1 protein-coding gene (only partly in view) is annotated in these 16,193 nt (G+C 68.2%); it reads left to right on the top strand.

What is annotated here, in order from left to right; translation table 11 throughout:
* A protein-coding gene (locus tag QXK92_RS06095) for a non-ribosomal peptide synthase/polyketide synthase (protein WP_306240771.1) crosses the window boundary here: on the top strand, positions 1-16,193 show its 3' portion. Its footprint begins 6,616 nt before the window's first position; only the last 16,193 of its 22,809 coding nucleotides appear in the window; the start codon falls outside the window, past its left edge; its stop codon occupies positions 16,191-16,193.

The following is a 16,193-nucleotide window of genomic DNA, read 5'->3' as shown; positions in this document are numbered from 1 at the left end:
GGGACGAGCATGTGCTGGTGGCCGTGGTCCACCACATTGCCGCCGACGGTTGGTCACTGACCCCGCTGCTACGCGATCTGAGCACCGCATACAGCACTCGTTGTGCGGGACAAGTCCCCGGTTGGGTGCCGTTGCCGGTGCAGTACGCCGATTACACGTTGTGGCAGCGGGCTCAGTTCGGCAATCTGGCCGACCCCGACAGTGGGATAGCGGCGGAGTTGGCCTACTGGGAGGACGCCCTGGCCGGGATGCCCGAACGCCTGGCGCTGCCCACCGATCGGCCGTATCCGGCGGTGGCCGATTACCGCGGTGCCAGCGTGGCGGTGGACTGGCCGGCTGAGTTGCAGCAGCAGGTGGCGCGGGTGGCGCGCGAGCACAATGCGACCAGTTTCATGGTGGTGCAGGCCGGGTTGGCGGTGCTGTTGGGCGCCCTGAGCGGCAGTGTGGATGTGGCGGTGGGGTTTCCGATCGCCGGTCGCCGCGATCCGGCCCTCGAGGAGTTGGTCGGGTTTTTCGTCAACACGCTGGTGCTGCGCGTCGACGTGGGCGGTAATCCCACCGTGGCGGAGTTGCTGGCCCGGGTCCGGGCCCGCAGTCTGGCCGCCTTTGAACACCAGGACGTGCCCTTTGAGCTGCTGGTGGAGCGACTGCATCCGGCCAGGTCCCTGGCTCATCATCCGCTGATCCAGGTGATGCTGGCCTGGCAAAACTTCGCCGGACAAAACTTCGACCCCGACGCCGGGTTGGCCCTGGGTGAACTGGCGATCAGCCGGGTGCCGGTCGACATTCACACCGCCCGCATGGACCTGACGGTTTCGCTGACCGAACGATGGAGCGAAGCCGGTGAGCCCGCCGGGATCGGCGGCATGGTGGAGTTCCGCACCGATGTGTTCGACGCCGCCAGCATCGAGGCACTGATCGCACGCCTCTACCGGGTGTTGAGCGCGATGACCGCCGATTGCACTGCACGGCTGTCGTCGATCGATCTGCTCGAGGAGATCGAGCACATCCGTCTGGACCGGCTGGGCAATCGGGCGGTGCTGACCCACCCCGCACCCACCCGGGCGTCGATCCCGGCGCTGTTTGCCGCGCAGGTCGAACGCACGCCCGATGCGGTGGCGGTGACTTGTGAAGGCCGTTCGATGACCTACCGCGAGTTGGATGATGCGGCGAACCGGTTGGCGCGCCTGTTGGCCGGTCATGGCGGGCGCCCCGGACGGTACGTGGCGCTGCTGATGCCGCGGTCGACCGAGGCGATCGTCGCGATTTTGGCGGTGCTTAAGACCGGCGCGGCCTACCTGCCCATCGACCCGAACCTGCCCGACGCCCGGATCGGGTTCATGCTCGCCGATGTCGCCCCGATCGCCGCGATTACCACTACCGCACTGGCCCACCGCCTCGACACGCGCGACCTGCCGGTCATCGACATCAACGCCCCCGCCGTGCACACCCAACCCAACGCCGCCCTACACGTACCGAGCCCTGACGATGTCGCCTACCTCATCTACACCTCGGGGACCACTGGGGTGCCTAAAGGCGTGGCGATCACTCACCACAATGTGACCCGACTGCTGGAGTCGTTGCACGCTGACGTCGGGCGTGCGGGGGTGTGGACGCAGTGGCACTCGCTGGTGTTCGACGTTTCGGTGCAGGAGATCTGGGGCGCGCTGCTGGGCGGTGGGCGGTTGGTGGTGGTGCCTGAGGAGGTGGCCCGCTCACCGGTTGAGTTCCAGGCTTTGGTGGTCGCTGAAGGGGTCAGCGTGGTGAGTCAGACCCCGTCGGCGCTGGGGATGCTCTGCCCTGAGGGGTTGGGGTCGGTGGCGTTGTTGGTGGGCGGGGAGGCGTGCCCGCCGGAGTTGGTGGATCGGTGGGCGCCGGGGCGGGTGATGATCAACGCCTGCGGTCCGACCGAGGTCACGGTGTGGGCGGCCAGGAGTGCCCCGTTGGTGGCGGGGTCGGGGGTGCCGCCGATCGGTTTTCCGGTGGCGGGGGCGGCGTTGTTTGTGCTGGATGGCTGGTTGCGGCCGGTGCCGGTGGGGGTGGTGGGGGAGTTGTATGTGGCCGGTGCGGGGGTGGGGGTTGGGTATTGGCGGCGGTCTGGGCTCACGGCGTCGCGGTTTGTGGCGTGCCCGTTTGGGGTGCCGGGGGCCCGGATGTATCGCAGTGGGGATTTGGTGTGGTGGGGCGCGGATGGGCAGCTGCGCCATGCCGGGCGTGCTGATGAGCAGGTCAAGATCCGCGGGTATCGGATCGAGTTGGGTGAGGTGCGCGCGGCGCTGGCTGGTGTGGCTGGGGTGGGGCAGGCGGTGGTGGTGGCCCGGGAGGACCGGCCGGGGGATAGGCGCCTGGTGGGTTATGTCACCGGTGCGGTGGAGTCGGCCGGAGTGCGGGCGGTGCTGGCCCAGCGGCTGCCCGCCTACATGGTGCCGATGGTGGTGGTGCTTGAGTCGCTGCCGTTGACGGTCAACGGCAAGCTCGACGTCCGCGCCTTGCCCGCCCCTGACTATGCCGATGGCGATCGGTACCGCGCTCCGGCCACTGCGGTCGAGGAGATCCTGGCCGGCATCTACGCCCATGTCCTGGGTCTGGGCCGGGTTGGGGTTGATGACTCGTTTTTCGACCTGGGTGGGGATTCGCTGTCGGCGATGCGCCTGGTGGCCGCGATCAACACTGGCCTGGATGGCGGCGTGTCGGTGCGCACGGTGTTCGAGGCGCCCACGGTCGCGGGGCTGGCGGCCCGGATCGGCGAGGGTGGCGCTGGATTGGCGCCGCTGGTGGCCACCGAGCGCCCGGCGGTGGTGCCGTTGTCGTTCGCCCAGCAGCGGTTGTGGTTCTTGGCGCAGTTGCAGGGGCCTTCACCGGTCTACAACCTGCCGGTGGCGGTGCGGCTGAGCGGCCCGGTGGATGCCGAGGCCCTCGGTGCGGCGCTGGCCGACGTCGTGGCCCGTCAGGAAAGCCTGCGTACACGATTCCCCGCGGTCGAGGGGATTCCGCGTCAGCTGATCATTCCCGCCGAGCGGGCCGAATGCGGTTGGCAGGTCGTCGATGCTGCCGGCTGGTCGGCGGAACGCTTGGCGGCGGCCATCGGCGCGGTGGCGGGCCACGCGTTTGACTTGGCGGCCGAGATCCCTTTGCGGGCAATGCTTTTCCGGATTGCCGAGGATGAGCACGTGTTGGCGGTGGCGGTGCACCATATCGCCGCAGATGGCTTGTCGATCTCCCCGCTGCTACACGACCTCAGCACCGCCTATGCCGCCCGGTGCGCGGGCCGCGCCCCGGGGTGGGCGCCGCTGGCGGTGCAGTACGCCGATTACACGCTGTGGCAGCGCGCCCAGCTTGGTGACCTGGATGACCCCGGCAGCCGCATCGCCACCCAACTGGCCTACTGGCAGCAGACCCTGGCCGGGCTGCCTGAGCGCCTGACGCTGCCCACCGACCGGCCGTATCCGGCGGTGGCCGACTACCGCGGCGCCAGCCTAACGGTGGACTGGCCGACCGAGCTGCAACAACAGGTGGCCCACCTGGCCCGGGAACAGAACGCGACCAGTTTCATGGTCATCCAAGCCGGGTTGGCCGTGCTGCTGGCCACCCTGAGCGCCAGCACCGATGTCGCGGTCGGGTTCCCGATCGCCGGGCGCCGCGACCCGGCCCTCGATGAGTTGGTCGGGTTTTTCGTCAACACCCTGGTACTGCGCGTCGACGTGGGCGGTGACCCCACCGTGGCGGAGTTGCTGGCCCGGGTCCGGGCCCGCAGCCTGGCCGCCTACGACAACCAGGACGTGCCCTTCGAGCTGCTGGTGGAGCGGCTCAACCCGACCCGGTCCCTGGCCCATCACCCCCTGATCCAGGTGATGCTGGCCTGGCAAAACATCGCCGGACAAAACTTCGACCCCGACGCCGGGTTGGCCCTGGGTGAACTGGCGATCAGCCGGGTGCCGGTCGACACCCACACCGCCCGCATGGACCTGACGTTCTCCCTGGCCGAACGATGGAGCGAAGCCGGGGAGCCCGCCGGGATCGCCGGCATGGTCGAATTCCGCACCGACGTGTTCGACGTCGCCAGCATCGAGGCACTGATCGCACGCCTCTACCGGGTGCTGAGCGCGATGACCGCCGATCCCACCGCACGGCTGTCCTCGATCGATCTGCTGGAGGAGATCGAGCACATCCGTCTGGACCGGCTGGGCAATCGGGCGGTGCTGACCCACCCCGCACCCACCCCGGCGTCGATCCCGGCGCTGTTCACCGCGCAAGCCCAACGCACGCCCGATGCGGTGGCGGTGACCTGCGAAGGCCGCTCGATGACCTACCGAGAGCTGGATGAGGCGGCTAACCGGTTGGCGCACCTGCTCGCCGGCCACGGCGCTGGCCCCGGACGGTACGTGGCGCTGCTGATGGAGCGCTCGATCGAGGCGGTGGTCGCGATTTTGGCGGTGCTTAAGACGGGTGCGGCTTACCTGGCCATTGATCCGGCGAACCCGCAGGCGCGGATCGGGTTCATGCTCGCCGATGCGGCCCCGATCGCCGTGCTCACGGCCACCGGGTTGGCCGACCGGATGACCGGCTGGGACGTGGCCGTGATCGATGTCGAGGACCCGGCTGTGGTTGTTCAATCCAGCGCGGCCTTGCCGGTCCCGGCCGCTGAGGATGTGGCGTATCTGATTTACACCTCGGGCACCACGGGAGTGCCCAAGGGTGTGGCGATCACTCACCACAATGTGACCCGATTGCTGGAGTCGTTGCACGCTGACGTCGGGCGTGCGGGGGTGTGGACGCAGTGGCATTCGCTGGTGTTCGACGTTTCGGTGCAGGAGATCTGGGGTGCGCTGCTGGGCGGTGGGCGGTTGGTGGTGGTGCCTGAGGAGGTGGCCCGCTCACCGGTTGAGTTCCAGGCCTTGGTGGTCGCTGAAGGGGTCAGCGTGGTGAGTCAGACCCCGTCGGCGCTGGGGATGCTCTGCCCTGAGGGGTTGGGGTCGGTGGCGTTGTTGGTGGGTGGGGAGGCGTGTCCGCCGGAGTTGGTGGATCGGTGGGCGCCGGGGCGGGTGATGATCAACGCCTGCGGTCCGACCGAGGTCACGGTGTGGGCGGCCAGGAGTGCCCCGTTGGTGGCGGGGTCGGGGGTGCCGCCGATCGGGTCGCCGGTGGCGGGGGCGGCGTTGTTTGTGCTGGATGGCTGGTTGAGGCCGGTGCCGGTGGGGGTGGTCGGGGAGTTGTATGTGGCCGGTGCCGGGGTGGGGCTCGGGTATTGGCGGCGGTCTGGGCTCACGGCGTCGCGGTTTGTGGCGTGCCCGTTCGGGGTGCCGGGGGCCCGGATGTATCGCAGTGGGGATTTGGTGTGGTGGGGCGCGGATGGGCAGTTGCGGCATGCCGGGCGTGCTGATGAGCAGGTGAAGATCCGCGGGTACCGGATCGAGTTGGGTGAGGTGCGCGCGGCGCTGGCTGGTGTGGCTGGGGTGGGGCAGGCGGTGGTGGTGGCCCGTGAGGACCGCCCCGGGGATCAGCGCCTGGTGGGTTATGTCACCGGTGCGGTGGAGCCGGCCGGAGTGCGGGCGGTGTTGGCTGAGCGGCTGCCCGCCTTCATGGTGCCGGTGGTGGTGGTGCTTGAGTCGCTGCCGTTGACGGTCAACGGCAAACTCGACGTCCGCGCCTTGCCCGCCCCTGACTATGCCGATGGCGATCGGTACCGCGCTCCGGCCACTGCGGTCGAGGAGATCCTGGCCGGCATCTACGCCCAATTGCTGGGCCTGGGCCGGGTTGGGGTTGATGACTCGTTTTTCGACCTGGGTGGGGATTCGCTGTCGGCGATGCGCCTGGTGGCCGCGATCAACACCGGCCTGGATGGCGGCGTGTCGGTGCGCACGGTGTTCGAGGCGCCCACGGTCGCGGGGCTGGCGGCCCGCATCGGCGAGGGTGGCGCTGGATTGGCGCCGCTGGTGGCTACCGAGCGCCCGGCGGTGGTGCCGTTGTCGTTCGCCCAAAACCGGTTGTGGTTCTTGGCGCAGCTGCAGGGGCCTTCTCCGGTCTACAACCTGCCGGTGGCGGTGCGGCTGAACGGCCCGGTGGATGCCGAGGCCCTCGGTGCCGCGCTGGCCGATGTGGTGGACCGCCAGGAAAGCCTGCGCACACAATTCCCCGCGGTCGAGGGGATTCCGCGTCAGCTGATCATTCCCGCCGAGCGGGCCGAATGCGGTTGGCAGGTCGTCGATGCTGCCGGCTGGTCGGCGGAACGCTTGGCGGCGGCCATCGGCGCGGTGGCGGGCCACGCGTTTGACTTGGCGGCCGAGATCCCTTTGCGGGCAATGCTTTTCCGGATTGCCGAGGATGAGCACGTGTTGGCGGTGGCGGTGCACCATATCGCCGCAGATGGCTTGTCGATCTCCCCGCTGCTACACGACCTCAGCACCGCCTATGCCGCCCGGTGCGCGGGCCGCGCCCCGGGCTGGGCGCCTTTGCCGGTGCAGTACGCCGATTACACGCTGTGGCAGCGCGCGCAGCTTGGTGACCTGGATGACCCCGGCAGCCGCATCGCCACCCAACTGGCCTACTGGCAGCAGACCCTGGCCGGGCTGCCTGAGCGCCTGACGCTGCCCACCGACCGGCCGTATCCGGCGGTGGCGGATTACCGCGGTGCCAGCGTGGCGGTGGACTGGCCGGCTGAGTTGCAGCAGCAGGTGGCGCACCTGGCGCGCGAGCACAACGCGACCAGTTTCATGGTGGTGCAGGCCGGGTTGGCGGTGCTGCTGGCCACCCTGAGCGCCAGCACCGATGTCGCGGTCGGGTTCCCGATCGCCGGGCGCCGCGACCCGGCCCTCGAGGAGTTGGTCGGGTTTTTCGTCAACACTCTGGTACTGCGCGTCGACGTGGGCGGTGATCCCACCGTGGCGGAGTTGCTGGCCCGGGTCCGGGCCCGCAGTCTGGCCGCCTTTGAACACCAGGACGTCCCCTTCGAGCTGCTCGTCGACCGGCTCAACCTGGCCCGCAGCCTGGCTCATCACCCGCTGATCCAGGTGATGCTGGCCTGGCAGAACCTCGCCGGCCCCACCAGCCACCCCGCCGAATCGGCGTTGGGAGATCTGCAGGTCACCCCGCTGCCGGTCGACACCCACACCGCCCGCATGGACGTGGTGTTCTCCCTGGCCGAACGCTGGACCCCGACCGGGGAGCCCGCTGGGATTGGTGGGGCGGTGGAGTTTCGCACCGATGTGTTCGACGCCGAAAGCATCGAAACGCTGATCGAGCGTTTGGAGCGGGTACTGGTCGCGATCACCGCCGACTCGACTGCACGGCTGTCCTCGATCGATCTCCTCGACGAAGCCGAGCATGCCCGGCTGGATGGGTGGGGCAATCGGGCGGTGTTGACCCAGCCGGCGCCGGCGCTGGTGTCGATTCCGGCGGCGTTTGCCGCGCAGGTGGCGCGGACGCCGGACGCGGTGGCGGTGTCCTTCGAGGACCGCTGCATGTCGTATCAAGAGTTGGAGCAGGCGGCTAATCGGTTGGGGCGCTTGCTGTGTGAGCGGGGTGTGGGGCCGGGGGATGTGGTGGCGCTGCTGGTGGAGCGCTCAGCGCGGGCGGTGGTGGCGATGCTGGCTGTCCTCAAGACCGGCGCGGCCTACGTGCCGATCGACCCGGCGCTGCCCGACGCCCGTGTCGAGTTGATGCTCGCCGATGCTGCGCCGGTGGCCGTGCTCACCACCGCTGGGTTGGCTGAGCGGCTGGCGGGGTTGGACCTGGCCGTCATCGATGTCGCTGATCCCCGCATCGACGGCTGCCCGCACACCGCTTTGCCGTGGCCGGCTGCTGAGGATGTCGCGTATCTGCTCTACACCTCGGGCAGTTCCGGGGTGCCGAAGGCTGTGGCGGTCACCCATCGCAATGTGGTCGGTTTCATCGGCTCTCTTGAGGGTGCGGGTTTGGGGTCGGGGCGGGTGTGGGCGCAGGGGCATTCGTTGAGTTTCGACGCGTCGGTGGAAGAGATCTGGGGTGCGCTGCTGCGCGGGGGTCGGTTGGTGGTGGTGCCTGAGCAGGTGGGCCGCTCGCCGCAGGAAATGCAGACCTTACTGGTCGCGGAGCAGGTCGATGTGCTCAGTCAGACCCCCTCGGCGGTGGCGGCGTTGGACCCTGCGGGGTTGGGGTCGACGGCGTTGTTGGTGGCTGGTGAGGCGTGCCCGGCCGAGGTGGTGGAGCGGTGGGCGCCGGGGCGGGTGCTGGTCAATGCTTACGGCCCGACGGAGACCACGGTGTGTGCCACGCGCAGTGCGCCGCTGAGTGTGGGGTCGGGGACGCCGCCGATCGGTGCCCCGATTTCGGGGGTGGCGGTGTTTGTGCTGGATGGCTGGTTGCGTCCGGTGCCGGTAGGGGTGGTCGGGGAGTTGTATGTGGCCGGTGCGGGGGTGGGGGTCGGGTATTGGCGTCGGGCCGGGTTGACGGCGTCGCGGTTTGTGGCGTGCCCGTTCGGGGCGCCGGGCATGCGCATGTATCGCACCGGGGATCTGGTCCGCTGGCGCTCTGACGGGCAGTTGGATTATCTCGGGCGCGCCGATGAGCAGGTCAAGATCCGCGGCTACCGCATCGAGTTGGGTGAGGTGCGGGCCGCCCTGGCTGGCCTGGATGGGGTGCAGAGCGCGGTGGTGATCGCCCGCGAGGACCGCCCCGGGGATAAGCGCCTGGTCGGCTATGTCACTGGCACCGCGGATCCGGCCGCAATCCGAGCCGCGGTGGCCGAGCAGCTGCCGGCCTACATGGTGCCGGCGGCGGTCGTTGTCCTTGATGCGCTGCCGTTGACACCCAACGGCAAACTCGACACCCACGCCCTGCCCGCCCCCGACTACACCGACGCCCACCGTTACCGCGCCCCGGCCACCGCAGTCGAGGAGATCCTGGCCGGCATCTACGCCCAGGTGCTGGGCTTGGAGCGGGTCGGGGTTGACGATTCGTTTTTCGATTTGGGTGGGGACAGCATTTCGGCGATGCGCCTGATCGCCGCGATCAACACCGGCGTGGATGGCGGTCTATCGGTGCGTGCAGTGTTCGAGGCGCCCACAGTGGCGGGGTTGGCGACCCGCATCGGCGAGGGTGGTCGTCGGCTCGCGCCGTTGGTGGCGATGAAGCGGCCCGCGGTGGTCCCGTTGTCGTTCGCCCAGTCCCGGTTGTGGTTCTTGGAGCAGTTGCATGGTCCTTCACCGGTCTACAACATCCCGGTCGCGTTAAGGCTGAGCGGCCGGGTGGAGGACGGTGCGCTGGGCGCAGCGCTGGGTGATGTGGTGGCCCGTCACGAGAGTCTGCGCACACGGTTCCCATCGTCGGAGGGAATGCCGCAGCAGCAGGTGATGGCGCCTGCAGCGGCTGATTTCGGCTGGCAGGTTGTCGATGCTGTCGGTTGGTCTGGAGAACTGCTGGGTGAGGCTATCGCCTCGGTGGTGGGTCACCAGTTCGATCTGGCGACGCAGGTTCCGTTGCGGGCGCGGCTTTTCCGGCTTGCCGAGGATGAGTACGTGTTGGTGGTGGTGGTCCACCATGTTGCTGCTGATGGCTGGTCGATCTCCCCGTTGCTGCGCGATCTGAGTGCCGCCTATGTCGCCCGGTGTGCCGGGCAGGCTCCGGGTTGGGCGCCGTTGGCGGTGCAGTACGTCGATTACACGTTGTGGCAGCGCGCGCAGCTTGGTGATCTGGACGATCCTGGTAGCCGCATCGCCGCTCAGTTGGGATACTGGGAACAGGCTTTGGCCGGGATGCCTGAGCGCCTGGCGTTGCCTACCGATAGGCCCTATCCGCCGGTGGCCGACTACCGCGGGGCCAGTGTGGAAGTCAACTGGCCGTCCGAGCTGCAACGGCAAGTTCGTCGCCTGGGCCGGGAACACAACGCGACCAGTTTCATGGTGATGCAGGCCGGGTTGGCGGTGCTACTGGCGACCCTTAGCGCCAGCACCGATGTCGCTGTGGGGTTCCCGATCGCCGGACGCCGCGACCCCGCCCTCGATGAGCTGGTCGGATTTTTCATCAACACCCTGATCCTGCGCGTCGATCTCAGCGGCGACCCCACCGTTGCCGACGTGTTGGCCCAGGTGCGCCAGCGCAGCCTGGCCGCCTTTGAGCACCAAGACGTGCCTTTCGAAGTGCTCGTCGAGCGGCTCAATCCCACTCGCTCGTTGACCCATCACCCCCTCGTCCAAGTCGTGTTGTCCTGGCAAAACCTCCCCGGACAGTTCGGCACGTCGGGGTGGGACGAGGTCGAGATCACGCCGATGAAGGTCGAGGCCGGCGCCGCCCGCATGGACCTGGATTTCTTCCTCGATGAACGCTGGGATGAGACCGGGGAGCCCGCCGGGATCGGTGGGGTGGTGGAGTTTCGCACCGACGTGTTCGACACGGCCAGCATCGTGATGCTGGTTGAACGCTTTCACCGCGTGCTGATGGCGATGACCGCTGACCCCACTGCCCGGTTGTCTTCGATCGATGTGCTGGATGAGGCCGAGCGCACCCGCCTCGATCAACTCGGCAACCGGGCGGTGCTGACGAAACCCGCAGTCCCGCCCGTGTCGATCCCGGCGTTGTTCGGCGAGCAAGCAGAACGCGCGCCCGATGCGGTTGCGCTCAGCTTCCAGGGTCGCGGCCTGACTTACCGGGAGGTGGATGAGGCGGCTAACCGGTTGGCGCACTTGTTGTTTGACGGGGGTGTGGGGCCGGGGGATGTGGTGGCGCTGCTGGTGGAGCGCTCTGCGCGGGCGGTGGTGGCGATGCTGGCGGTGCTGAAGACCGGGGCCGCCTACCTGCCCATCGACCCGGCGCTGCCCGACGCCCGTGTCGAGTTGATGCTCGCCGATGCTGCGCCGGTCGCCGCGCTCACCACCGCCGGGTTGGCTGAGCGGCTGGCGGGGTTGGACCTGGCCGTGATCGATGTCGCCGATCCCCGCATCGACGGCTGCCCGCACACCGCTTTGCCGTGCCCGGCTGCTGAGGATGTCGCGTATCTGATTTACACCTCGGGCAGTTCCGGGGTGCCCAAGGCTGTGGCGATCACCCATCGCAATGTGGTCGGTTTCATCGGCTCTCTTGAGGGTGCGGGTTTGGGGTCGGGGCGGGTGTGGGCGCAGGGGCATTCGTTGAGTTTCGACGCGTCGGTGGAAGAGATCTGGGGTGCGCTGCTGCGCGGGGGTCGGTTGGTGGTGGTGCCTGAGCAGGTGGGCCGCTCGCCGCAGGAAATGCAGACCTTACTGGTCGCGGAGCAGGTCGATGTGCTCAGTCAGACCCCCTCGGCGGTGGCGGCGCTGGACCCGCAGGGGTTGGGGTCCACGGCGTTGTTGGTGGCTGGTGAGGCGTGCCCGCCGGAGTTGGTGGAGCGGTGGGCGCCGGGGCGGGTGCTGGTCAATGCCTACGGCCCGACGGAGACCACGGTGTGTGCCACCCGCAGTGCGCCGCTGAGTGTGGGGTCGGGGCCGCCGCCGATCGGTGCCCCGATTTCGGGGGTGGCGGTGTTTGTGCTGGATGGCTGGTTGCGTCCGGTGCCGGTAGGGGTGGTCGGGGAGTTGTATGTGGCCGGTGCGGGGGTGGGGGTCGGATATTGGCGTCGTTCTGTCCTCACGGGGTCGCGGTTTGTGGCGTGCCCATTCGGGGCGCCGGGCATACGCATGTATCGCACTGGGGATCTGGTGTGTTGGCGTCCTGACGGGCAGCTGCAGTACGTGGGTCGCGCTGATGAGCAGGTGAAAATCCGCGGCTACCGCATCGAATGCGGCGAAGTCCGGGCCGCGCTGTCCGGGCTGGATGGGGTGCAGAGCGCAGTGGTGATCGCCCGTGAGGACTGCCCGGGGGATAAGCGCCTGGTCGGCTATGTCACCGGCACCGCGGACCCGTCCGCAATCCGCGCCGCGCTGGCCGAGCAGCTGCCCGCCTATATGGTGCCGGCGGCGGTGGTGACACTTGACGCGCTGCCGCTGACACCGAGCGGCAAACTCGACACCCACGCCCTGCCCGCCCCCGAATACCAAGACAGCGACCGTTACCGCGCCCCCGCCACCCCCACCGAGGAGATCCTGGCCGGCATCTACGCCCGGGTACTCGGGCTCGAGCGGGTCGGGGTTGATGACTCGTTCACGGTCCTGGGTGGGGATTCGCTGTCGGCGATGCGGCTGATCGTCGCGGTCAACAAGGCCTTGAACACCGATCTGGGGGTGCGTGCGGTCTTTGAAACTCCCACGGTCGCGGGGTTGGCGGCCCGCATCGGCTCGGGTGGGGGCGGATTGGCGCCGCTGGTGGCTACCGAGCGCCCGGCGGTGGTGCCGTTGTCGTTCGCCCAAAACCGGTTGTGGTTCTTGGCGCAGCTGCAGGGGCCCTCGCCGGTCTACAACCTGCCGGTCGCGGTGCGGCTGGTCGGGTGCCTTGATGTCGATGCGTTGGGTGCGGCGCTGGCCGATGTGGTGGCCCGGCAGGAAAGCCTGCGCACACGGTTCCCGGCACCCCACGGAACACCCCAGCAGCAGGTGATGGCGCCGGAAGCGGCCGACTTCGGCTGGCAGGTCGTCGACGCGGGGAGCTGGCCAGCGGAGCGGTTGGCTGCGGCTATCGGCGCGGTGGCGGCTCACCGTTTCGATCTGGCGGCCGAGATCCCGTTGCGGGCCCAGCTTTTCCGTCTCGGCGGGGACGAGCATGTGTTGGTGGCCGTGGCCCACCACATTGCCGCCGACGGCCTGTCGATTCCGGTGCTGGTGCGCGATTTGGGGCTGGCCTATGGCGCCCGGTGCGCGGGACAAGCCCCGGGCTGGGCGCCGCTGGCGGTGCAGTACGCCGATTACACGCTGTGGCAGCGCGCCCAGTTCGGTGACCTGGATGACCCCGGCAGCCGCATCGCCACCCAGCTGGCCTACTGGCAGCAGACCCTGGCCGGGCTGCCGGAGCGGCTGGTGTTGCCCACCGATCGGCCGTATCCGGCGGTGGCCGATTACTGCGGCGCCAGCGTGGCGGTGGACTGGCCGCCTGAGTTGCAGCAGCAGGTGGCGCACCTGGCGCGCGAGCACAATGCGACCAGTTTCATGGTGGTGCAGGCCGGGTTGGCGGTGCTGCTGGGCACCCTGAGCGGCAGTTCGGATGTGGCGGTGGGGTTCCCGATCGCCGGGCGCCGCGACCCGGCCCTCGAGGAGCTGGTCGGGTTTTTCGTCAACACCCTGGTACTGCGCGTGGATGTCAGCGGTGACCCCCGCGTGGCGGAGTTGCTGGCCCGGGTCCGGGCCCGCAGCCTGGCCGCCTACGACAACCAGGACGTGCCCTTCGAACTGCTCGTCGACCGGCTCAACCCGGCCCGCAGCCTGGCTCATCACCCGCTGATCCAGGTGATGCTGGCCTGGCAGAACCTCGCCGGGCCCACCAATACCCTTGCCGGGCTGCCCCTGGGGGATCTGCAGGTCACCCCGCTGCCGGTCGACACCCACACCGCCCGCATGGATTTGGTGTTCTCCCTGGCCGAACGATGGAGCGAAGCCGGGGAGCCCGCCGGGATCGGCGGCATGGTCGAATTCCGCACCGACGTCTACGACACCACCAGCATCGACACGCTGATCCAGCGCCTACGGCGGGTGTTGACCGCGATCACCGCCGATCCCACCGCGCGGCTGTCGGCGATCGATCTGCTCGATGATGACGAGCACACCCGGCTCGATCAGCTCGGCCACCGCGCCGTGCTGACCCACCCCGCACCCACCCCGGCCTCGATCCCGGCGCTGTTCACCGCGCAAGCCCAACGCACCCCCGATTCGGTCGCGGTCACCTGCCAGGGCCGCTCGATGACCTACCGCGAACTCGAGGAGGCGGCGAACCGGGTGGCGCACCTGCTGGCCGGCCACGGCGCGCGCCCGGGACAGTATGTGGCGCTGCTGATGTCGCGCTCAGCCGAGGCGATCATCGCGATCCTGGCGGTCCTCAAAACCGGTGCGGCCTACCTGCCTATTGATCCGAGCCTGCCCGATGCCCGGATCCACTTCATGCTCACCGACACCACCCCAACCGCCGTGCTCACCACCACCGCGCTCTCCCCCCGACTCGACAGCCACGACCTCACCGTCCTCGATATCGCTGATGTCGAGGCCCCTCTCGAGGACAATCCGGAGACGGCATTGCCGCCGCCGGAACCGGACGACATCGCATATCTGATCTACACCTCAGGCACCACGGGCACACCCAAAGCCGTCGCCATCACCCACCACAACCTCACCCAACTGCTGGCGTCGCAGCATGCACACCTGCCGGCGGCGGGGGTGTGGACGCAGTGGCACTCGTATGCCTTCGACTTCTCGGTGTGGGAGATCTGGGCCGCACTGCTCCACGGTGGTCGGCTGGTGGTGATACCCGAGGAACTGGCCGGCTCACCGGAGGACTTGCACTCCCTGCTGGTCGCCGAACAGGTCAGCGTCGTAACCCAGACTCCTTCGGAGGTGGCGGCGCTTTCCCCTGACGGTTTGGGGTCGGCGGCGTTGCTGATCGGCGCCGAGGCCTGCCCGGCGGAGCTAGTAGACCGCTGGGCGACCGGGCGGGTGATGATCAATGCCTACGGTCCGACCGAGACCACCGTGTATGCGTCCCGGAGTGCCCCGTTGACCGCGGGGACCGGGGTGCCGCCGATCGGTTCCCCGGTACCAGGGGCGGCGCTGTTCGTCCTGGACGAGTGGTTGCGCCCGGTGCCGGCCGGGGTGGTCGGGGAGTTGTATGTCGCCGGCGCCGGAGTCGGGGTCGGCTATTGGCGCCGCCGCAAGTTGACGGCGTCACGGTTTGTGGCGTGCCCGTTCGGCGGGCCAGGGGCGCGCATGTATCGCACCGGGGATCTGGTGTGCTGGCGCCCGGACGGACAGCTGGAATATCACGGGCGCGCCGATGAGCAAGTCAAGATCCGCGGCTACCGCATCGAACTCGGCGAAGTCCGCGCCGCCCTGGCCGCCCTGGACGAGGTGGAGCAGGCCGTCGTCATCGCCCGCGAGGACCACCCCGGCGACAAACGCCTGATCGGATACGTCACCGGGATCGCCGACCCGACGACGTTGCGTGCCACGCTGGCCGAGCGGCTGCCGGCATACATGGTGCCGGCGGCCGTGGTGGTGCTCGACGCGCTACCACTGACACCCAACGGCAAACTCGACACCCGCGCCCTGCCCACCCCCGAATACCAAGGCGCAGGCCAGTATCGCGCCCCCGCCACCGCCACCGAAGAGATCCTGGCCGACATCTACGCCCGCGTGCTGGGCTTGCAGCGCGTCGGGGTCGACGATTCATTTTTCGAACTCGGCGGGGATTCGCTGCTGGCGATACGGGTGATCGCGACGATCAACAAGACCTTGGGCGCCGATCTAGCGGTCCGCGCCTTGTTTGAAGCTCCCACGGTTGAAGCCCTGAGCCGAGAGCTGGACTCACCGCATAGTTCGGTCGAGGTTGTTCCTTTCGAGATATTCAAGGATGGCGCAGGGGTTCCGCTGTTCTGTATTCATCCTCTAGGAGGTATCGCCTGGCCGTACCGAAACCTGGGTCCGTATCTGGACTGCCCGATCATTGGAATCCAACAAGCAGCGCAACCTGGGGGATATGGACCCAGTTCAATACGGGAAATGGCCGAGAAATATGCCGACACGCTCCAGGCGGTTCACCCCGACGGCCCCTACAACATTCTCGGTTACTCTCTTGGCGGCGTCATCGCGCATCAGCTCGCCGTTGAGCTGCGCCGACGGGGCTGCGTAGTCGGGCGTCTGATCATTTTCGACGCTAACCTCGACGATCCGAGTGACGTTCAAGAGGTGCCAGATCTCGCGTCGGAAAGCGATGCCCTCAAGATGATGTTGACGGCGGCCGGCATCGAGATTGAAGGCCTCGACTACGGACAAGGGTCCAGAACGCTCACTTACCAAGAGGCCGAGGAGTTGGTTCGCCAACATGCCACGGCCGACATTATTCTCCCACCGAGACAGCTCGTGGAAATCATCGTAAATAACATGAACGTCGGCGTGCGTCTCCTTTTGGAGCATACGCCGGAAATGTTCGATGGTGATGTCGTTATCTTCTCGGCCCGCCGGCCTCCGAACGGTTCGTCGCTTGTTCAAAGCTGGCGGCCATACATTTCTGGCGACATCAGCGAATGCCCTGTGGACTGCGATCATCACGAAATGCTGCAAAGGGACGTGCTCAAAACATTCGGCGAACAGCTCAGAGTGACACTAAAGTGA

The sequence above is a fragment of the Mycobacterium sp. TY815 genome, from assembly GCF_030755135.1.
In the GTDB taxonomy this organism is placed as follows: domain Bacteria; phylum Actinomycetota; class Actinomycetes; order Mycobacteriales; family Mycobacteriaceae; genus Mycobacterium.
Note: the sequence above shows the minus strand (reverse complement) of the source record. Positions and strands in the feature narration are given on the sequence as shown.